The organism is Streptomyces sp. NRRL S-87 (assembly GCF_000719335.1).
Classification (GTDB): domain Bacteria; phylum Actinomycetota; class Actinomycetes; order Streptomycetales; family Streptomycetaceae; genus Streptomyces.
In genome coordinates this window covers 16,482-35,223 of the sequence record NZ_JOGB01000042.1, presented here as the reverse complement: position 1 = coordinate 35,223, position 18,742 = coordinate 16,482, and the positions used below count along the sequence as shown (strand labels likewise).

Below are 18,742 nucleotides of genomic sequence, written 5' to 3'. Positions count from 1 at the left end.
GCGGAGAACGGCTCGCGCCGGGGTCGGTGTCGGTCCGGCGGCGCTCCCGGACGGGCGACGGCTCCGCCCCCGGAGGTCGCGTAAGCTCGCCCCGTGGCGAAGTACTTCGACGTTCACCCGGACAACCCCCAGCGGCGCACGATCACGGGGGTCGCGGACATGATCCGCGGCGGCGCGCTCGTCGCGTACCCGACCGACTCCTGCTTCGCGCTCGGCTGCCAGCTGGGCAACCGCGAGGGCCTGGAACGGATCCGCTCGATCCGCAGCCTCGGCGACAAGCACCACTTCACGCTCGTGTGCCAGAACTTCGCGCAGCTGGGCCAGCTCGTGCGGATCGACAACGCGGTCTTCCGCGCGGTCAAGGCGGCCACGCCCGGCCCGTACACCTTCATCCTCCCCGCCACCTCCGAGGTGCCGCGCCAACTGCTGCACCCGAAGAAGAAGACGGTCGGCGTGCGCATCCCCGAGCACGCGGTGGCCCAGGCGCTGCTCGCCGAGCTCGGCGAGCCGCTGCTCTCCAGCACGCTGCTGCTCCCGGGCGAGGACGAGCCCATGACCCAGGGGTGGGAGATCAAGGAGCGGCTCGACCACTCGCTCGACGCCGTGGTCGACTCCGGTGACTGCGGCACGCTCCCGACGACGGTCGTCGACTTCTCCGGCGGCGCGGCCGAGATCGTCCGGCGCGGCGCCGGCGACCCGGACCGCTTCGAGTGACCCGCCGCCGCTCGGCCGTTCCCGCACCGACCCGCACATCGCCCGGACGGCCGCACGCGGGCGTGTCCCCGGTCCCCCAGCGTCCCGGGAACGGATAGTCGGGGCACGACGGGTGCCGCTCGGGTGCCCGGTGGTCCGGCGGCCGAGTCTCCGCCGGCCGTGTGCGAGGCGGGAGTCGAACGCTCATGAAGGTGATGGTGACGAGGGCCTCGGCGGCGGCACTGGGGCCGGTGCTGGCGGCGGGCCTGGTGCTCGGATCGGCCGGTGGAGCCACCGCGGATCGGCGCGGTCCCGCGCCCGCGGCGCAGTCCGCGCCGGGCGCCGCGAAGGCCGCGTACCCCACAGGGCAGGTCGACTCCCGGACCGGCCTGTACGTCCGCAGCCGACCGACCGTCTACTCGACGGCCATCGCGTCGCTGCGTCCGCAGCAGCGGGTGCTCCTCAACTGCCAGAAGCGCGGCGGCTTCGTCCAGGGCAACCCGGTCTGGTACCGGCTGCAGGGCGCCAAGGGCTGGGTGTCCGCGCGCTACGTCCACAACCTCCAGCCCGTCAGGGCCTGCTGAGCCCGGGCCCCGGCCAGGTCATCAGGTTGGTGAGCAGGTCGGCCTGTTCGAGCGCGTCGTCCAGCGCGTGGTGGGTGTGCCGGCGGCGGGAGAGCAGGTGCCGGGGCATGGTGCCCTTGGCGACCGCGCGCAGCGGGAGGCCCGCCTTGGCCGCGTACAGGGTCTTCATGTCCAGGCAGCCGGAGTGGCCGAACGGGCTCTCCCCCGTGAAGCGGATCAGGTACCAGTACAGGAACGTCCAGTCGTACGCGGCCGGGTAGCCGCACATCACGGGCTGGGCGCCCGCCGCGGCGGCGGCGTCCCGCACCCAGGCGGTGAAATCCCGCACGGCCGCCTCGGGTTCGGCCCCCTCGACCCGCAGCCGCTCGCGGTCCAGCCCGCTCACGGCGAGCGCCTCCGGGACGAAGTCCGTGCTGATCGGGCGCAGTTCGCGGTAGAAGGTGTTCTCCTCGGGGTCCGCGGCCGTGTAGCCGTCGGCGTCCTGGCGGCCGGCGACCGCCGCGCCGATGCTGAGCATCGAGTACGGCCCGGGGATGGGGCCGTCGGCCTCGATGTCGACGGAGAAGTAGAGGCTGGGCCTGGTCCTGCGCGCTTTTGCCATGCGGGCGAGCATCGCAGGCCACGGCCCTCCCGGCCCAGCGAATTACCCTTGACCCGGGTCCGTTTCCCGCGGGCCCGTACGCGGCGGGGAGGGTTTCGGGCATGGGCATGCGGCTGCACGGCGTGGGGCGGCGGTACGGGGTGCGCGGCCCGTGGGTGCTGCGCGATGTCGACCTCGACCTCCCGGCCGGCGCCCTGGTGCGGATCGGGGGCGACAACGGCAGCGGCAAGTCGACGCTGGCCCGCATCGTCGCGGGGGTGGACGCCCCCACCCGCGGCCGGGTCACGGGCCGGCCGCCCACGGCCTACGTGCCCGAACGCTTCCCCGGACACCTGCCGTTCACCGCGCGGGAGTACCTGGGCCACGTCGGCCGGGTGCACGGCCTGTCCGGGCCCGGGGCGGCCCGGGAGGGCGAGCGCTGGCTGGAGCGGCTGGGAGCGGGCGGCCACGCCGGCACACCGCTGCGGGAGCTGTCCAAGGGCAGCAGCCAGAAGGTTGCACTGGCCCAGGCGTTCCTCGCCCGGCCCGGGCTGCTCGTCCTGGACGAGGCGTGGACGGGTCTGGACCGGGCCGCGCGCGACGCCGTGGACCAGGCGGTGCGCGAGCGGGTGGCTGACGGGACCACCGTGGTGTACGTCGACCACAACCCCGGCGGGCTGGCCGGTGCACCCCACGCCCTGCTCCGGGTCTCCGGCGCACGCGTGACCGGTACGTCCGTCGGCCCGGCGGACGGGACGCCGGGGCCGCGGGTGACCGTGCTGGCACGGCACCCCGAGGGGGCCGGGGCGCAGCCGCCGCCGCTGCCGGGGGCGCCCTCGGTCACCCGGGACGGGGACCGGCACCGCTTCCGGGTCGCGGCCCGCGACTCCGACGCCCTGTTGCGCGCCCTGCTCACCGCGGACCCGCCGTGGCACGTCCACGAGGTGACGGCACCGGAGGAGGGCGACCCGGGCCGGTCCGGTGCGACCGCCGGCCGCCCCCCGTACGACGGCCCCCGGAACGGCCCCGGCGGCACCCCCGCCCACACCCCCGGCCCCCACACCCCTGACGCCGGCACCCTTCACCTCGACATCGACCGCACCCGTCCCGACGGGGAGAGGAACCACCCGTGACCGCCCTCGTCCGCTACCACGGCGCCCTCCTGCTGCGGTCCCACCGGTGGCTGCCGCCGGTCCTCGTCCACGCCGCCTTCCTCGTCGTCGGCCTCCAGGCGGGCCAGCCCGTCCTCGACGGGTTCGGCTACGCTGCCGCGGCGCTCGTACCGGTCTCCGCCTGGCTCGTACGGGTCTGCGTGACGGTCGAACCGCCCGCCGCGCGGCACGTCCTGGCGGCCGCCGTCGGCCCGCGCCGCGCCCACCTGGCGTGCCTGCTGACCGCCGCCGGAGCGTCGACCGTCGTGGGGCTGGCCGGAACCGCGGTGATCGCGCTGTTCTCCGAAGCCCGCTCCGGCGACCACCGGACCGCCGTGCCCATGGGATCCGCCACGCTGGCCGGAGTGCTGACGGCCCTGTGCTGCGTGCTGGCGGGTGTGGCGGTGGGGACGCTGACCAACCGCCCGCTGCTGCGCAGCCCGGCCTGGGGCGTCCCCGTCGGCGCAGCCGCCGCGCTGCTGCTCCTGGTGACGGGCGCGTCACCGGCGAACGCCGCCGTCGCGGGGATGGTCACCGGCTCGGCGCACGGTGTGGTGCACGTGCCCCTGTTCCCGCTGCTCGCCGCCGCTCTCGGCGCGGCGGGCGCGGTCGCGGTGGCCTGTGCGGTCAGCCCGTGGAGGGAGTGAGGCGGCCGACTGATAGGAAACTTTCTTGTCAGACACCGTTGTCGAGGCGGTCGGGGCGCGGATATGTTCGCCTCCTTCCCGGAACCCCTTCGACCGGAAGGCCCCCCATGCGTTTCGGACTTCCCGCCGGCCTGACCGCCCTCGCCCTCGGCGCGGCGGCGGCCCTCGCCCCCGCGGTGCCCTCCCCCGCCGCGGCCTTGACCCCGACGCCCGCCGCCGCGGCGGCCGTTCCCCCCGCCCCCGCCGCGTTCGCCCACCCGGGCGTCCTGAGCAGCCGGGCCCAACTGGACTTCGTACGTGCCAGGGTGCAGGCCGGGCAGCAGCCGTGGAAGGCGGCGTACGACCAGATGCTCGCCAGCCCGTACGCTGCGCTCTCCCGAACGCCCAAGCCCCGCGCGGTCGTCGAGTGCGGCTCCTACTCCAACCCCGACCACGGCTGCTCGGACGAGCGCCAGGACGCGATAGCGGCCTACACCCACGCTCTCGCCTGGTACGTCAGCCGCGACCCGGAGCACGCCCGGAAGTCGATCGAGCTGATGGACGCGTGGTCGGCCGTCGTCAGGGACCACACCAACAGCAACGCCCCGCTGCAGACCGGCTGGGCCGGCTCCACCTGGGCCCGCGCCGCCGAGCTCGTCAGGCACACCTACACCGGCGGCTGGCCGAACCGGGGCCGCTTCGCGACGATGCTGCGCACCGTGTACCTCCCCGAGGTGATCGACGGGCGGCCGAACAGCAACGGCAACTGGGAACTCATCATGATGGACGCGGCCGTCGGCATCTCCGTCCACCTCGACGACCGGGCGAGCTACGACAAGGCCATGGGCATCTACCTGGGCCGCGTGCCCGCGTACTTCTACCTGAAGTCGGACGGGGCCCAGCCGAAGTACCCGCCGCGGTCCGGCATCGACACGCGGGCCGAACTGGTCGACTACTGGCACGGCCAGTCCACGTTCGTCGACGGGCTCGCCCAGGAGACGTGCCGGGACTTCGGCCACACGGGCATGGGCATCGCCGCCGCGATGCACGTCGCCGAGACCTCGCGGATCCAAGGGCGCGACCTCTACCCGGCGTTCAAGGACCGCTTCCGGCAGGCCCTCGGCTTCCACGCCCGCTACGAGCTCGGCGAGGCGGTGCCGTCCTGGCTGTGCGGCGGCACGCTGAAGCGGGGCCTGGGGCCGGCCACCGAGGTCGGCTACAACGCGCTGCACACCCGGCTGGGCGTCACCATGGACAGGACCCGCACGCTCACCGAGGGCCGCCGACCGGCCGGCACCGAGAACCACTTCGAGGCGTGGGAGACCCTCACCCACGCCGCCAACCCCCACTGACCCGGACGGGCGACCGGGGTCGGTGGGGAAGCCGCGGCGCGCACCTCGGCACGGCGGCACGGCGGCACGGCGGGCCGGCGGCCAGGACGGCGTACGCCGCTCGGGTCGCCGGTCGCGGCCGTTCGGCCGACCATGGGTGGGACGGTCAGGTCAGGGGGCTCCCGGCGGGAGATGCCGATGACGGACACCGACGTGCTGGTCGTGGGGGCCGGCCCCGTGGGACTCACGGCGGCCGCCGAGCTGCGCCGGCAGGGCGTCTCCTGCCGACTCGTCGACCGGCTCCCGGCCCGGCTGCCGTACGCCAAGGCCGTGGGCATCCAGCCCCGGACCATGGAGGTCTGGGACCGGATGGGCATGGTACGGGCGGCGCTGGAGGCCGCGGTGCCCCTGCGCGGCCAACTGGTCTACGTCGACGGCGCCGCACAGGGCCGCATCGACCTGCGGCTCCCGCCCGAGGTGCCCTACGGCTTCGCCGCGATGCCGCAGTACGAGACCGAGCGCGTCATCGAGGAGCACCTGGCCCGCTTCGGGACCCGGATCGAGCGCGGCACCGAACTGCTGTCGTTCGCCCAGGACGACACCGGGGTCACCAGCCGGCTGCGCACCCCGGACGGCGAGGAGGAACTGCGCACGCGGTACCTGGTCGGCTGCGACGGCGCGCACAGCACCGTGCGCAAGTCCCTCGGACTCGGCTTCGAGGGCGGCGCGTTCCCCGAGGAGTACATGCTCGCGGACGTCGAGGTGGACTGGAGCATGCCGGCCGGCTACGGGGTGCGGGCGATCCGCCACGGCCCGGCGGGCGCGGCCGACGACGTCCTGGTGTGCATCCCGCTGCCCGGCCGCAACCGCTACCGGCTGTCGATGCTGGTGGCACCGGAACTGTCGGCCGCGGCGCAGGGGGCGGAGGCGGCGGGCGGAGCCGGGGACGGCATCACGCACGGGCTGCAGGCGGACCGGGCGCCCGGCATCGAGCACATCCAGGCGGTACTGGACCGGCTGTCCCCCGAACCCACCACCGCCGCGGCCATGCGCTGGTCGTCCGTCTTCCGCATCAGCCACCGGCTGGTGGACCGGTACGGGGCGGGCCGGGCCTTCGTGGCCGGCGACGCCGCGCACATCCACCCGCCGACCGGCGCACAGGGGATGAACACCGGGATCCAGGACGCCGTGAACCTCGCGTGGAAGCTGGCGCTGGCCCTGGACGGCGGCGGGAGGAGCATCGGCGACGGCGCACGGGGGCGGCTGCTCGACAGCTACCACGCCGAGCGCCACCCGGTGGGCGAGGAGGTCGTCGGGCGGACGGTGCGCCATGCCCGGCAGGGCGTGGGAGCCGGTGCGGACGACGCCGCGACCGTCCTGCTCCGCGAGGCGCAGCTGCTCGTCGGCTATCCGGACAGCCCGGTCGTGGGACCGGGCAGCCCGGGACGGGACGGGCCGGGCGCCGGCGAGCGGGCCCCCGACTGCGGTGGGCTGGCGCCCGCCGTCCCGGCCGTGCCGCTGCGGCTGTACGACCTCCTGCGCGAGCGGGGGCTGGTGCTGGTGTGCTACGCCGCGGCGCCCGACGACCTGGCCGCGTGCGGCGAACTCGTCGCCGCCGCCCGCCGGTCGGCGGGTGGCCTGCTGGCCGCGTTCGTCGTCGCGGCCGGTGCGGGCGGCGCCGGGAACGCGGGCCCGGACTCCGGTGCGGACGCCGGCCCCGGGGTCGGTACGACCGCCGCCGGGGACGCGGGTACGGGCGGCGGCGCGGAGGTGGCGTACGGGGCCACGGACGCCGACGGCGCGCCGTTGGCGGTGTTCCGGGACGGGCGCGGGGAGTTCGCCCTCCGGTACCACCCCGAGGGCTCGACGGCGTTCCTCGTCCGCCCGGACGGCTACCTGGGGACCCGCATCGAGCCGCTCGCCGGGCCCGCGGCCGGCGAGGCGCTGGCCGCGCACCTGGGGCGGGTGCTCGGCGACTGACGTCCGGTGGACCCGCCGGCACCCCGGCCTCGGCCCGGAGGAGCCGGACGCCCCCCGCCGTCGGTCAGGAGAGCGTGACGGGTGCCGGGCCGTCGGGGCGGACGGTGATGCCGTACAGCGCCCCCGCAGGGGTGGAGCGGAAGCGGGGGGCGGGGGCGGGCAGGAGGTGTTCCAGGAGCACGACGGCCTCGAGCAGCGCGAACTGCAGTCCGAGGCAGGCGCGCGGACCGATGCCGAAGGGCAGGTAGCTCCCCTGGAGGCCGGGCCGGCGGCCCGGGGTGACGAAGCGCATCGGGTCGAAGTGCTCGGGTTCCGGCCAGAGTCCGGGGTCGCGGTGGGTGAGGTACGGGCAGACCAGCAGGTCGGTGCCGGCCGGGACGGCGTACCCGCCCACGAGGCCGTCCGCCGCGGCGTGGCGTGGCAGGATCCAGGCGGACGGGTAGAGGCGGAGCGTCTCGTGGACCAGGGCGCGCACGGCCTGCCGGCGCTCCGGCGAGCCGTCCGGGCCCGCGGCCAGGGCCCGTACGCGGGCTTCCGGATGGCGGTCGAGCAGCAGGTACAGCCAGGTCAGGGTGGTGGCGGTGGTCTCGTGGCCGGCGACGAGGAGGGTGACCAGCTCGTCGCGGATCAGCCCGTCGGTGTACTCGGGGCGCTCCTGCCCGGCTTCCACCAGGACGTGCAGCAGGCCGGGGCCTTCGGGCCCGGCGGCGCCGCCGCGGGCGGCGGCCACGGCCCGGTGGGCGACGGCGTCGATCCGGGCCAGCTCGGCCGCGACGGCCGCGCTCGCGGTCCCGTCCGCCGGCAGGGTCGGCAGGGCCGTCATGACGGTGCCGACGGCGGTCAGTTCGCGTTCCGTGTCCGCGTCGAGCGGGTGGCCGGTCAGCGAGCGCCAGATGGTGTCGAGGGCGAAGCGGCGCATCTCGTCCCCGAGGTCGAACTCCGCCCCGGTGCGCGCGTACGCCGCCCAGCGCGCCGCGGCGGTACGGGCGGCCGCAGTGATCCGGTGCTCGTGGCGGCGCATGCCGGGGCCGGTGAACTGCCCCTGGAGCAGCTTCCGTTGGCGTTGCCAGGCCTCGCCGGTGGCGGCCAGGACACCGTCGCCGACGAGCAGCCGGGCGCGGTGCGAGCGCTTGACGTACCGGTCGGGGTGCAGGGCGAGCACCTGCTGGACGGCCCCGGGACCGGTGACCAGGACGGTGGGGCGGGGCCCGAGGCGGACGGCCGCGACTCCACCGAGCCGGTCGCGGGCCTCGCGCAGCAGGTCCACCAGCTCGGCGCCCTGCGCCTGCCGGCGCGCGACCAGGGCGGGGTCCAGTTCCGGGACCGGCGGGCCGACGGCGGGCGCGGCCGGCGGGTCGGCGGTCACCGGGGCCGGCCGGGGGCCGGGGCTGGCGTGTGTGGCCACGGGCTGCTCCTGGTTCGGCTGTCGTACGTCGTCTGCGCCGCGCGGGGGCGTGACGGACTGTACGGGAGCGGGCGCACCGCGTGAAACCCCGCCTCCGCCCGCCCGCGGGGAGGGGGCGGCGGCCGGGCCGGAGCCGGGGCGAGCCGGACCGGGGCCGGTCCGGGGCGGGAGCGGGGCCGGTCCGGGGCGGGAGCGGGGCCGGTCCGGGGCGGGAGTCGGGGCGGGAGCGGGGCCGGTCCGGGGCGGGAGCGGGGCGCCGGGTCAGCCGGCCGGCGGCATGTCGTACGTGACCCACATCGTGCGGGTGGCGACCTGGTCGTACTTGGCGCGGGCGCGGTGGTTGTCGTCGGCCGTGATCCACCGGAGCACGCTCCAGCCGCGCTCGGCGGCGATCCCGCGCAGGGCCGCGAGCAGCAGGTCGGCCGCGCCGGAGCCGCGGCTGGCGGGGTCGACGAAGAGGTCGTCGAGGAAGCCACCGGTGGTGGCCGACAGCGGGCGGGCGAAGGGACGGTAGTGGGCGAGGCCGATCAGCCGGCCGTCCGCCCCCTCGGCGACCAGGGCGTCCACCTCGTGGCCGGGGTCGGTCACCCACGACCACACCTTCCCGGCGGCCTCCTCGGTCTGCTCGACCCCGTAGAAGTCGGCGTAGCCGCGGTAGAGGGCGCGCCACTGCGGGAAGTCCTGCGCGCGCACGGGGCGGACGCTGATGCCGGTCGACATGGGCTCACACACTTTCGTCGTCGGGAGGGCGGTGAACCGATCATGCGGGAGGCCGGGGCGGGGCGTCTGCTCCGGTGTGTCGAAAGCCGGGCGGCGGTTGCGCCGCGGTGGAGCAGGACCGTCAGGGTCCGGTGTCCGGCCCCCCGGGCCCGAACACGGCGTCCCACGCCGTCGTGAGCACCGCGGCGGACCGGCCGTCCAGGAACTGCTCCAGCGGACCACGCCGCCGAGCACGGAGAACCCGTGACCCTCCCTCCTGTCTCACACCCTCACCCCTCAGCCGTGCCTCTCGCCCCTGCCTCCGGCCGGGCGAACCTACCGGCCGCCGACGGGCCGCGCCACCGCGCGCCCCGGGCTGCCCGGCCCGCGGCCGCCGTCGGCCGGGCTGGGCCATCGAGGTGAATCGAACCCGAGACCGGTGTTTCAGCTCATCGGATTTTCTGTCCGGTCATAGATTCGCCGCTGTCCGGGGACGGGGGCGGAAGGACCGGGAGCGCAAGCCCGCCCTTTCGCCCCCCGACGTCGGACACCACCCCCTCCGACTCGACCCCGCACCCTGGGAGGGTCGCCATGCGCCCACCTGCCGCCGCCACCGCCGGCCTGCTCGCCCGGCTCGCCCGGCTCGCCGTGCTGCCCCTGCTGCTGGTGACGGCTTCCGGCTGCGGGCCCGGCGACACGGTGTCGTCGCACCCCGGGGTCTTCGGCCCACCCGGGGCGCGGGCGGCCGCCACCGTGCCCGACTCCCTGCGCTTCACCGTCAGGACGGTGGACGGCCGGCCGTTCGACAGCACGTCGCTCGCGGGCAAGCCGGTGCTGCTGTGGTTCTACACCCCCACCTGCGCACCCTGCCCGGCCCATGCCTTCGAGACCGCGGCGCGCGCGGACCGGTACACCGGGCGCCTGAACGTGGTCGCCGTGACCGAGCCCGACGGGCACGCCGGCTCGGGGCTGCAGGGCTTCACCCTCCCCTCGAACGGCGTCCCGCTCCCCCACCTGGCCGATGCGGGCCACGTCCTGCGCGACCGCTTCGAGGTCGAGGGCGCCAGCTCGTACGTCCTGGTGGACGCCCACGGCAAACTCCTCCACCAGGGCCCCGCGGCCGACACCGACTCCCTCGACCGCGAACTGGCGGTCCTGCTCGGCCCCGCCTGACCCCGCCCCCGTTCTCTCTCGAGGGCGCGGCTCTCACTGGGCGCCGAGGGTCATCCAGCACTCGGGCCTCTCCAGCGTGGCGAAGCCGACCTTCGCGTAGACGCCCTGGGCGTCCGACGTGGCCAGGAGGACGCGGCGCAGGCCGTAGGGCGCGAGGTGGTCGCGCACGGCGGCGACGAGCGCCGTGCCGAGGCCCCGGCCGCGGGCCTCGGGGCAGACGTAGACGTCGCACAGCCAGGCGAAGTCGGCCCGGTCGGTCACGACGCGGGCATAGCCGACCTGCGCGCCCGAGGACCGTTCGTAGACACCGAAGTTGAGCGAGCCGGCGATGGCCCGGTCCTGCTTCTCGCGGGACCGGCCGCGGGCCCAGTACGCGTCCTGCGACAGCCACCGGTACACCAGGGCGGGATCGATCCGGGCGGGATCGGCGGATATCTCGTACCCGGCCGGAGGTTCATGGGTCATGGCCGCATCCAAGCAGTTCGCGGCGGGCGCGGCCGTCGATTTTCGCGGTGGTCCCGGCGGGGTCGCAGTCTCCGCCGCAATCCCGTCCCTCTAGCGTCCGCCCCGGCCGGGGCGGTGCGGGGACGACTCACTGCGGCTGCGGCGGGGGCTTGGTCCGGTGCCAGGTGACGGAGACGGTGAAGTTGGCCGTGGTGCTGGCCGCCGCGACGAAGGCGCCGGCCTCGGCGTGCAGGTCCAGGCCGAACTCGACGTGGATCTCGTCGGGCGAGTCGGCGATCGAGCGGAGCTGGTCGACCACGCCTTGGACCGCGGGCCGTGCACAGCGCACCGCGTCCTCGAAGGTCTTCTGCGCCCGCTGCGTCACCGCCGAGTCGCGGAGCCCGCGGGTGACGACCCCCGCGGCCGGGTCGCGCACCTCGACCAGGACGGTGGTGCCGTCCGCCGTGGGGAATTCCACCAGGTGTGCCATCCGAGGCGTCCCTTCCTCCGTGTTCCCGTCGCGCCTTCCGCCACTACAGGTCGCCCACGGGCCACAGGCGGACGGTGCGGTCGTCGCTGCCGGTGGCCAGGCGGGTCCCGTCCGGGGCGAACGCCACCGCGTTCACGGCGGCACCGTGGCGCAGCTCGAGGAGCAGCACCTCCTCGGCCAGGTCCCACACGCAGGCCGTGGCGTCGCCGCTGCCGGTGGCCAGGCGGGTCCCGTCCGGGCTGAACGCCACGGCGATCACACCGGCACCGTGGCGCAGCTCGAGGAGCGGCTTCCCGGAGGAGGCGTCCCAGACACGGGCGGTGCCGTCGGAGCCGGCGGTGGCGATGCGGGACCCGTCGACGTTGTAGGCCACCGCGTTCACGCCGGCCCCGTGGCCCAGTTCGAGGAGCTGCCCTCCCGAACCGGCGTCCCACACCCGGGCCGTGGCGTCGGAGCCGCCGGTCGCGATCCGGGTCCCGTCCGGGGCGAACGCCACGTCCTGCACGAGGGTCCATCTGCTGCCCCCGTGGCGCACCGCGATCAGCTGCTCGCGGACGCCGGTGACGTCCCACACCCGGGCCGTGGCGTCCGCGCCGCCGCTGGCGAGGCGCGTTCCGTCGGGGCTGAAGGCGATGCAGTCCACGCGGGCGCCATGACGGGCGTCGACCATCAGCCGGCCGGTGCCGGCGCTCCAGATCCGGACCGCGTTGTGGGCGCTGCCCGTGGCGATCCGCAGGCCGTCCGGGCTGAACGCCACCGCGGGCACGGCGGACCGCAGGCCCCCGCCCTTGACCCTGAGCCGCTCCGCACCGGAGGTGTCGTAGATCCGGGCCCACCGGGACCCGCCCGCGACGGCGATGTCCTCGCCGCCCGGGTGCCACGCCACCGAACGGACCGCTTCCCCGAAGTCGATGCGGGCCAGCTCAGGCGGGTCGGCCGCGATCTCCCGCCGGGCGTGACCCGCCAGCTCGGCGTACTCGGCCGCCGCGTCCGCCCGTACGGCCGACAGCTCGGCGATCGTCCGGAGCGCCGTCACCCAGTCCTGTGCCCTGACCTGCCGCTGCAGCGCGGAGCGCAGGTCGGCGACCCGGCGGCAGAGGGCGCCGCGCTCGGCGGCGTCGCGGTATCCGCCGTCGGCCGCGAGCTCCTCGTACCGGTCCGCGGCCACGGCCCACTCCCGGTCGTCCTCCGCCGCGCGGGCGTCGTCGTAGCGGCGTTCCTGTTCGGACTCCCGCAGGGCGTGCCGGGCACGGCCGACCAGTCCGTACAGGTCGGCCGCGGCCGGGTCGAGCCCGCGCAGTTCGTCGCTGACCTCGAGGACGGCCTGCCACTGGCCGGCGTCCGCGTGGTAGCGCAGTTCCGCCTCCAGGTCGGCGACGCGCTGCCGGGACCGGCACCACTCGGCCCGCGTGGCGGCGTCCCGGTATCCCTCCTCGGCCCGGAGGACCTCCGCGTACCCGTCGAGCGCGGCGGCCCAGTCGGCGGCGGCCTCCGCCTCCGTCGCCCGCCGGTAGACCCGGTCGAGCTCGAGCCGGCCGACGGCCCGCTCGCGCAGCGCCACCGCTTCCCGGTCGTCCGGGGCCCGGGCGAGCAGGTCGTCGAGCAGCTCCACGGCCAGGTCGTGGCGGCCCACGCGCAGTTCCGCGGCGGCCTTCACGTAGAGGGCGCGCAGTCCGGGGTCGGCCCCCTCGGGCCGGGGCCGCGGCGGGACCGTGCGGGGGGTGGCTCCGGTGGTGAAGGTGAACAGCCGGGCGGCGTTGCCGCGCACGTACAGCACCGGGGTGATCCATTCCAGGGTGCGGCGGCTGGTGCCGAGGATGGCGATCCGCCCGCTCTGCGCCGCCTCGTCGATCCGGCGGCCGTGGGCGAGGGCGGTGTAGAAGCCCTGGGCGAAGCGGATCGCGGCGCGGTCGCTGACCGCGAACTGCATCGCGGCGGCGGCACTGATGCCGCTGCGGACCAGGGTCGCGCCGGTGCTGGAGAAGACGTCGCGCGTCCCGCCCTGCGCCGAGGCGCAGGCGTTGAGCACCACGAGCCGCGGCGTCGGCCGGGCCTCGCCGAGCAGGTCCGCCAGCCGGGAGGCCTCGACCAGATCGGCGGCGCCGCTGCCGTCGACCAGCGCGATGAGGCCTTCGTCGGCGCTCTCGTCGTAGTCACCGTGCCCGATGAGGTGCAGTACGTGCCACTCGCCCTCCAACATGCACCCGTGCACCCGGTCCCAGCTGGCGTGCGGTACCCAGGTCAGCTCGACCCGCCCCGCCTCGATCTGCTCGGCCAGCGCCTCCTCGAGCCGGGCGCGTTCGGCGTCGGTGTCCAGCAGGGGCATCCCGCGCGGGGAGGAGACGACCGCCAGGATCCGCAACGGCGGCTCCACCTGCAGCGGCTCGGGCGTGTAGCGGGCCGGCACGTGCCGGACGAGCGGCTCCTGCCGGCACAGGTAGACGTCCGCGTCCGGGTCGAACAGCGTCTCCCACGGCAGGAGCGCGAGCTCGGGCGTCTTCAGCCGCAGCACGATGCGCAGCCGTTCCTGCCGCTCCTGGGCCACACCGCTGCTCGCCCGGTAGCTCCCGTAGACCGGCCCGGTGAAGAGCGCTTCGAACAGCTGCCGCCCGACCTGCCGCACCGGCTCCTCCGTGGCGGACACGGCGCGGCGCGCCTGCACCGAGGAGGCCAGCACCGTCGCCTCGAGCTCGCGGCGCCGGTCGAGCAGCCCTTCGACGTCGAGCAGCAGCGCCGCGTGGGGTTCACCGCCGGCTGCGGCGTGCACCACCCGCACGTCGTACCCGCCCGGGTGCGTGCCCGAGATCTCCAGTTCGAGGTCAGTGGCCATCGCTGCCTCTGAGAACGGCCGGGACTGCCTACACGACCATCGTGCGCCCCCGGGATCCCCCGGCGCACGTCGATCCGGGCTCAGAGCGGCGTGGCCGCCTTGAGCAGCGCGATCCGGCATCGGTCGGTGGGGGCCGTCGCGCGGACGGCGGTTCCTCGTACCGACGCGCGCACACCCCCTCCCCGTTGCCCGGGGCCGCCCCGGCCGTCGGTCAGCCGGTGTGCGGCTTCGCGGGGGCCGGTCCGGTCGGCGTACCCGGGCGGCCCATCGTGCCGGCGCAGCCCAGCCGGTCGCCGGTGGCGGGCGCGCCGTCGGCGACGTTGCGGTCGTAGGTCACGGTCCGCACCGTGGCGGGTCCGGTGCCGACCGCCACGTCGAAGCCGGCGTCATGTCCCGGTACGGCCTCCAGGCGGGCGCCGGGCAGGGCCGCGGCAAGGGTGGCCGCCTCGTCGTCGCGGCCGGGCGCGTACCGGACGACGGGCGGGCCCGCCGGGCGTACGGCCGGCGCGTTCTTGGAGGTGTCGGTGACGGCGAAGTTGCTCTTGCGCAGGGCGGCGGCGGTCTTCGCGTGATCGACGCGCACGGCGATCCAGGGCGGGTTGGCAGGGGTGGCGGCCTCGCCGACCGGCTGGATGCGCGGATCGCCGGTGATCGGCCGGTCCGCCGCCAGCGCGGCCCACAGCGCCTGCGCGCGGGCGTCGTGCCACAGGAGGGTGGAGCCGACACCGGGCACGCGGTGGTCGAACTCCTTGAGCGGGACGGTGGCGAACTCGGTCTGCCGGGCGGAGAGCCGCCCGACCGCCCAGCCGATGCGGACCAGGTCCTCCAGGTCGGTCCGGTCGTCGGTGCGCACGGTCTTCAGCAGCGTCCGGACGGTACGGGCGGTGCTCAGCGGGTCGGCCAGGGCGCCCTCGCCGGTCAGCTTCGTCAGCAGGTCGGACACGGTGCGCTGTTGGCGGCGCATCCGGCCGAGGTCCCCGGGGCGTTTGGTGATGTGGCGGGCCCGCACGTAGCGCAGGGCGCCGCGGCCGTCGACGCGGTGGACACCGGCGGGGATGTCGAGGCCGGAGTTGTCGTCCTTGAGCGGTTCGGTGGTGCACACGACGGCCCCGCCGAGGTTGTCGACCGTCGCCTCGAAGCCCGTGAAGCCGGTCTCCAGGTAGTGGTCGATGCGCAGGCCGGTGGCCTTCTCGACGGTCTTGACCGTCAGCGGCCGGCCACCGAGGGCGTACGCGCCGTTGATCTTGCCGAGCCGGGCCGGCTCGCTGTCCTGCGCGTAGGCGACGTACGAGTCGCGGGGGATCGAGACGACGCTGGCCCGGCGCTCGTCCTGGGAGAGGTGGACGAGCAGCATGACGTCCGTGCAGTTGCAGCCCTTGCCGCCGACGTTGAGGCGGCGCTTCTCCGCGGCGGACAGGCCGGCCCGGCTGTCGATGCCGACGACGAGGACGTTCGTGCCCCTGCCCCGCTCCGGTGCGCCGGCGTCGGCGGGGGCGGCCATGGCCGTCAGGCCGGTGCCCGCGGCGAGCGTGGCGAGGAAGGTCAGGGCAACGGTGGTCTTCCGCAACACACACCCCCGGGAGGAAAGGAACGTATCTGACGATTTCCGGACAGTAACCGGGGGGATGCGCGGGACGGCGCTTACGCGCCGGGGTGCGGGCCGTTCGGGTAAACGGGGCCTACGCGCCGGGGTGCGGGCCGTTCGGGTAATGGGCCGTCACGTTGTCGGCGGCGGGCCGGACCCGGCCCACCGGGCCGCGCGCGAAGGCCCGCAGCACGTTCTCGGTGACGGTGCGGGTGAACCGCCCCGTACGGCCGTCCATGCCGTGGTTCGCCCCGTCGCCGGGCCCCTGGGCGTCCAGGGCCTCGACCCAGCGCATGGTGCCGGTGGCGAACACGGCGGCGCCGCCCGGCAGGGTGAGGTACGCCGAGTCGGCGTGGCTGCGGCGGCCCTTGCACACCACCGGGGAGTGGGCCAGGATCTCGATCGGCCGCGGGGTGGGGCGGGTGGTGTCGACCCGGTCGTACTCGATGCCCACCAGGTGCGCGAAGGACTCCCCGGCGCGCACGCCGGTGCCCGTGAACAGCCAGTGCCCAGGCCGGGAGACGACGTACGGCGCGTCCACCGGGTAACCGTCGTAGAGCACCCCGAGGAGCGCGCTCTCGGGGTCGGCGGCCGGCCCGTCCCGGAAGTCGTGGGTGGGTGGCAGTCCGCGGCGGTAGCCGGGGTCCCGGGCGTAGTCCTCCTTGTAGCAGACCACGATCCGGTCGGGGCCGAGCGGCGAGGGCTCGAAGCGGACGCGCCGGTAGCAGCAGTTGGCACCGAACACGGCGAGGTTCGTTCCGCGGTCGCGGGCGCGCGTGACGTGCAGCCGCTGCTCGGGGCTCCAGTACTCGTCGTGGCCGGGGGAGAGCACGGCCGCCGCCCCCCGCAGGAGTCGGGCCTCGCGGGCGACGTCCACCCCGGTGGCGTACGCGAGGGGCAGGCCGAGGCGTTCGGCCAGGGCGAGCAGCGGCGCCTCGAAGAACATGAACTGGCCGCCGCCCTTGCGGTTGACGTACGGCCGGTCGAAGGAGACGGCGAGCGATCGCGAGTCGTTGCGGCCGGTGCTCCCCTGGTACAGCTCGGCGCCGCCCCAGCGGTTGTACGCCTGCCAGGTCGCGACGGCGTTGACGAGCACGGTGCGGCCCGCGGTGCTCCGGGACCGCAGGGTGATCGGCACGTACCGCTGGGCGCGGCCGTCGCGGGTGTCCAGCCGCAGGAGATAGCAGCCCTCGGGCCAGCCGGTGGTATCGATCCGCGCGGACGGCTCCCAGTCGGTGCGGACCATCCGGGTCGCGGGGTCGGTACGGGCGGGCGCCTGCCGGGTTCCGGGCAGCGGCTCGGAGCGCCACACCAGCCGGGCCCGCGCCCCGCCGTACCAGCCCATGCGGTACGCGGAGACGGTGTAGGCGGCTGCGGTGGTCGAGACGCGGAGGGTGAAGGGCTCCCCCGGCCGGACGCTCGTACGGTCGGCGAACCCCTCGACGTCGTGCTGCGCACCGGTCCGGGTGACGCGCCAGTCGGGGTGTCCGGGGCGGGCGTTCTCGGCCCGCACGTCCAGGCCCCGGGAAGGCGGCAGCGCGGCGCCCTCCGCGGTCTGCGCCGCCGCGACCAGGGGGTGGGCGGCCGCCAGGGAGGCGGCGGCCAGCCCGAGGACGCGCCGGCGTCCCGATCCCGTGGAACCGCTGCCGTCCCGGTCCGGTCCTTCTGCCTGCGCCATGAGACCCACCTCGGCTGTGCCCCCACGCCTGCCCGGCCCGCCCCCCTTCTGTGTAGCGGACGGCGGTGCGGCACGCCGGGCAGGCCGCCGACCCCGGGCGCGCCGCGGGGACCGGCCGCGGGGGTGCGGGGCGGGCGGGGGGCGCGCGTCGGAGCGGGGTGGGTCGCGCAGGTCGGAGAGCGGGGCCGGGTTGCGCGGGTCAGAAGGCGAGGAGGGCCACTTCGAGGGGCAGGACGGGGCGTTCGGGCAGCGGTTGGGGCTCCGCGGCGCGGCCGGTGTGCGTGGGCGGGACGACGCGCAGCGCGCCGATGCCGTCGGCGGCCCAGGGCGCGTCCGTCCGCGGGAGGGACAGCGTCATCCGGCGGCCGTCGGCCAGGGTGGTCTCGAGTGTGCCCGGGTCGTTCGCCTGCATGTCGGCCCTCTTCCGTGGACGTCGCATACGAGCTGATGAGCCAGCCCCCGTAACGGAAGGACGACCGGTCACGGGCAAAGGTTCCCCGCGGGGCCGGTCACGGGCAGAGGTTCCCCGCGGGGCCAGTCACGGGCAGAGGTTCCCCGCCGGACCGGTCACGGGCAGAGGTTCCCCGCGGGGCTCAGGGCGACTTCACGGCGGGGCGCTTCGCGGCCGCGGTCCGTGCGGTGCCGGTCCGCCGCGGCTTGGCGGGCGTGCTCTTGCGCGGCTTGGGGGCCTCTTCGGCGGCGGCTGCCGGGCGGGTCGCGGTCCGGGGGCGGGTGGTCGGCCACTTCAGCTCGATCTCCAGCTCGACCTCGCCGCTGCCGACCTCGACCTCCACCTCGCTGCGCAGGTCGTCGGGGATCCGCAGGCTCAGCGTGACGTCGCCGAGTTCCAGCTCGGCGTCCCCGCCCTTGCGCAGCGCGTCGGCGAGCGCGGCGAGCTGGTCGGCCGCCTCGATGCGCGACAGCGAGCGCTTCTGCTCGAACTTGAGGTCCTTCATGGGCTGACTCCGATTCGGCGCGGACGGGCACGGACAGCGGACAGCGCTCATTGTGCGGCCGTACACCCGAGGGGACATCCGCACGCTCCCCTGCGGCCCACCCGCCGCCGTCCCGGCCACCCGCCACCGGCCGTCCCCCGAGCGTCCTCGCACCGGCCCTTTCCGCAGGTCGGCGGGGGCGAGGGCGCCGCGGAAGAAAGTGCCGTGACGCCCACCGGGGCGGGCTGGGCCAACAGATGGACCCGCCGGGCGCGACGGGCGCTCCCGCGGCCGTCAGCCGCGCCAGTCGAACCGGTGCGCGTCGCCCGGGCGGGCCTCGTACGCGGCGCGGCCGCCGGGGTCGTCGACCTCCGTCATCAGCAGGGTGCCCGCGGCCCGTTCGGCCGCGGGCCAACCCGCCACGTCGAGGACGAGGCCGTCCAGCGGCCCGCCCACCAGCTCCACCCATTCCCGTCCGGGCCCGCGCGCGGGGCCCCGCGCGATCCGCCCGTGCATCCGCTCGTCCATGGGCCCCACCCTGCCAGCCGCCACCGACAA

The 18,742-nt window shown here is 75.9% G+C and carries 18 protein-coding genes; 7 read left to right on the top strand and 11 right to left on the bottom strand.

Features of this window, described 5'->3' with window-relative positions:
• Positions 1–93 precede the first annotated feature (93 nt).
• Both IF43_RS0124865 and IF43_RS0124860 read left to right on the top strand, forming a co-directional pair.
• Positions 94–714 (top strand): L-threonylcarbamoyladenylate synthase, encoded by a 621-nt coding sequence (locus IF43_RS0124865; protein WP_030204640.1) that lies wholly within the window; start codon positions 94–96, stop codon positions 712–714.
• Between the two features lie 185 nt (positions 715–899).
• A complete protein-coding gene (locus IF43_RS0124860) occupies positions 900–1,277 on the top strand; it encodes an SH3 domain-containing protein (protein ID WP_078910423.1) in 378 nt (125 codons plus the stop codon).
• Here the strand turns inward: IF43_RS0124860 and IF43_RS0124855 are convergent.
• Positions 1,264–1,878 carry an exonuclease domain-containing protein gene (locus IF43_RS0124855; protein WP_030204638.1) on the bottom strand — a complete coding sequence of 205 codons (615 nt, stop codon included), beginning with the start codon at positions 1,876–1,878 and terminating at the stop codon, positions 1,264–1,266. The genes IF43_RS0124860 and IF43_RS0124855 overlap by 14 nt on opposite strands.
• Positions 1,879–1,979: 101 nt before the next feature.
• Between IF43_RS0124855 and IF43_RS43030 the strand changes: the two genes are divergently transcribed.
• From IF43_RS43030 to IF43_RS0124835, 4 genes are all read left to right on the top strand, one after another.
• Positions 1,980–2,990, top strand: coding sequence for an ATP-binding cassette domain-containing protein (locus IF43_RS43030; RefSeq protein WP_063753391.1), 1,011 nt, complete (start codon positions 1,980–1,982; stop codon positions 2,988–2,990).
• Positions 2,987–3,655, top strand: coding sequence for a hypothetical protein (locus IF43_RS43025; protein WP_030204635.1), 669 nt, complete (start codon positions 2,987–2,989; stop codon positions 3,653–3,655). The genes IF43_RS43030 and IF43_RS43025 overlap by 4 nt, the downstream gene beginning before the upstream one ends.
• Before the next feature lie 107 nt (positions 3,656–3,762).
• On the top strand, positions 3,763–4,986 hold the full coding sequence (locus tag IF43_RS0124840; RefSeq protein ID WP_030204634.1) for an alginate lyase family protein: 1,224 nt from the start codon (positions 3,763–3,765) through the stop codon (positions 4,984–4,986).
• A gap of 177 nt (positions 4,987–5,163) precedes the next feature.
• Entirely contained in the window at positions 5,164–6,945 is a 1,782-nt protein-coding gene (locus IF43_RS0124835; protein ID WP_030204632.1) for an FAD-dependent monooxygenase, read from the top strand.
• Between the two features lie 64 nt (positions 6,946–7,009).
• Here IF43_RS0124835 and IF43_RS0124830 read toward each other — a convergent pair whose 3' ends face one another.
• The gene (locus IF43_RS0124830; RefSeq protein ID WP_234332522.1) at positions 7,010–8,350 is read right to left on the bottom strand and encodes a cytochrome P450; all 1,341 of its coding nucleotides are present in this window, start codon (positions 8,348–8,350) and stop codon (positions 7,010–7,012) included.
• A 261-nt stretch (positions 8,351–8,611) separates the two neighbouring features.
• Entirely contained in the window at positions 8,612–9,070 is a 459-nt protein-coding gene (locus IF43_RS0124825) for a GNAT family N-acetyltransferase (protein ID WP_030204628.1), read from the bottom strand.
• Between the two features lie 570 nt (positions 9,071–9,640).
• Between IF43_RS0124825 and IF43_RS0124820 the strand changes: the two genes are divergently transcribed.
• Positions 9,641–10,222, top strand: a complete 582-nt coding sequence (locus tag IF43_RS0124820; protein WP_051796048.1) for a TlpA family protein disulfide reductase — start codon at positions 9,641–9,643, stop codon at positions 10,220–10,222.
• 33 nt (positions 10,223–10,255) lie between these two features.
• Here IF43_RS0124820 and IF43_RS0124815 read toward each other — a convergent pair whose 3' ends face one another.
• From IF43_RS0124815 to IF43_RS0124780, 8 genes are all read right to left on the bottom strand, one after another.
• Complete coding sequence (locus tag IF43_RS0124815) at positions 10,256–10,687, bottom strand: GNAT family N-acetyltransferase (RefSeq protein WP_030204621.1); 432 nt, start codon at positions 10,685–10,687, stop codon at positions 10,256–10,258.
• Between the two features lie 127 nt (positions 10,688–10,814).
• On the bottom strand, positions 10,815–11,156 hold the full coding sequence (locus IF43_RS0124810) for a CU044_2847 family protein (RefSeq protein WP_037889916.1): 342 nt from the start codon (positions 11,154–11,156) through the stop codon (positions 10,815–10,817).
• A gap of 43 nt (positions 11,157–11,199) precedes the next feature.
• Positions 11,200–13,986: a CHAT domain-containing protein gene (locus tag IF43_RS0124805; protein WP_030204616.1), complete on the bottom strand. Its 2,787-nt coding sequence runs from the start codon at positions 13,984–13,986 to the stop codon at positions 11,200–11,202.
• Positions 13,987–14,197: 211 nt separating this feature from the next.
• Complete coding sequence (locus tag IF43_RS0124800; protein ID WP_037889939.1) at positions 14,198–15,553, bottom strand: LCP family protein; 1,356 nt, start codon at positions 15,551–15,553, stop codon at positions 14,198–14,200.
• 112 nt (positions 15,554–15,665) lie between these two features.
• Entirely contained in the window at positions 15,666–17,249 is a 1,584-nt protein-coding gene (locus tag IF43_RS0124795; RefSeq protein ID WP_051796045.1) for a N,N-dimethylformamidase beta subunit family domain-containing protein, read from the bottom strand.
• Between the two features lie 199 nt (positions 17,250–17,448).
• Positions 17,449–17,661: a hypothetical protein gene (locus tag IF43_RS0124790; protein WP_030204612.1), complete on the bottom strand. Its 213-nt coding sequence runs from the start codon at positions 17,659–17,661 to the stop codon at positions 17,449–17,451.
• Between the two features lie 181 nt (positions 17,662–17,842).
• Positions 17,843–18,205: an amphi-Trp domain-containing protein gene (locus tag IF43_RS0124785; RefSeq protein ID WP_030204610.1), complete on the bottom strand. Its 363-nt coding sequence runs from the start codon at positions 18,203–18,205 to the stop codon at positions 17,843–17,845.
• A gap of 273 nt (positions 18,206–18,478) precedes the next feature.
• Positions 18,479–18,712 (bottom strand): hypothetical protein, encoded by a 234-nt coding sequence (locus IF43_RS0124780; protein WP_030204608.1) that lies wholly within the window; start codon positions 18,710–18,712, stop codon positions 18,479–18,481.
• Between the last annotated feature and the right edge of the window lie 30 nt (positions 18,713–18,742).

Bases quoted from the DNA above. Each gene is read 5' to 3' on its own strand.
- IF43_RS0124860 (WP_078910423.1), top strand. From the start codon at position 900: ATGAAGGTGATGGTGACGAGGGCCTCGGCGGCGGCACTGGGGCCGGTG.
- IF43_RS0124855 (WP_030204638.1), bottom strand. From the start codon at position 1,878: ATGGCAAAAGCGCGCAGGACCAGGCCCAGCCTCTACTTCTCCGTCGAC.
- IF43_RS43030 (WP_063753391.1), top strand. From the start codon at position 1,980: ATGGGCATGCGGCTGCACGGCGTGGGGCGGCGGTACGGGGTGCGCGGC.
- IF43_RS0124840 (WP_030204634.1), top strand. From the start codon at position 3,763: ATGCGTTTCGGACTTCCCGCCGGCCTGACCGCCCTCGCCCTCGGCGCG.
- IF43_RS0124835 (WP_030204632.1), top strand. From the start codon at position 5,164: ATGACGGACACCGACGTGCTGGTCGTGGGGGCCGGCCCCGTGGGACTC.
- IF43_RS0124825 (WP_030204628.1), bottom strand. From the start codon at position 9,070: ATGTCGACCGGCATCAGCGTCCGCCCCGTGCGCGCGCAGGACTTCCCG.
- IF43_RS0124820 (WP_051796048.1), top strand. From the start codon at position 9,641: ATGCGCCCACCTGCCGCCGCCACCGCCGGCCTGCTCGCCCGGCTCGCC.
- IF43_RS0124815 (WP_030204621.1), bottom strand. From the start codon at position 10,687: ATGACCCATGAACCTCCGGCCGGGTACGAGATATCCGCCGATCCCGCC.
- IF43_RS0124810 (WP_037889916.1), bottom strand. From the start codon at position 11,156: ATGGCACACCTGGTGGAATTCCCCACGGCGGACGGCACCACCGTCCTG.
- IF43_RS0124805 (WP_030204616.1), bottom strand. From the start codon at position 13,986: ATGGCCACTGACCTCGAACTGGAGATCTCGGGCACGCACCCGGGCGGG.
- IF43_RS0124795 (WP_051796045.1), bottom strand. From the start codon at position 17,249: ATGGCGCAGGCAGAAGGACCGGACCGGGACGGCAGCGGTTCCACGGGA.
- IF43_RS0124790 (WP_030204612.1), bottom strand. From the start codon at position 17,661: ATGCAGGCGAACGACCCGGGCACACTCGAGACCACCCTGGCCGACGGC.
- IF43_RS0124785 (WP_030204610.1), bottom strand. From the start codon at position 18,205: ATGAAGGACCTCAAGTTCGAGCAGAAGCGCTCGCTGTCGCGCATCGAG.
- IF43_RS0124780 (WP_030204608.1), bottom strand. From the start codon at position 18,712: ATGGACGAGCGGATGCACGGGCGGATCGCGCGGGGCCCCGCGCGCGGG.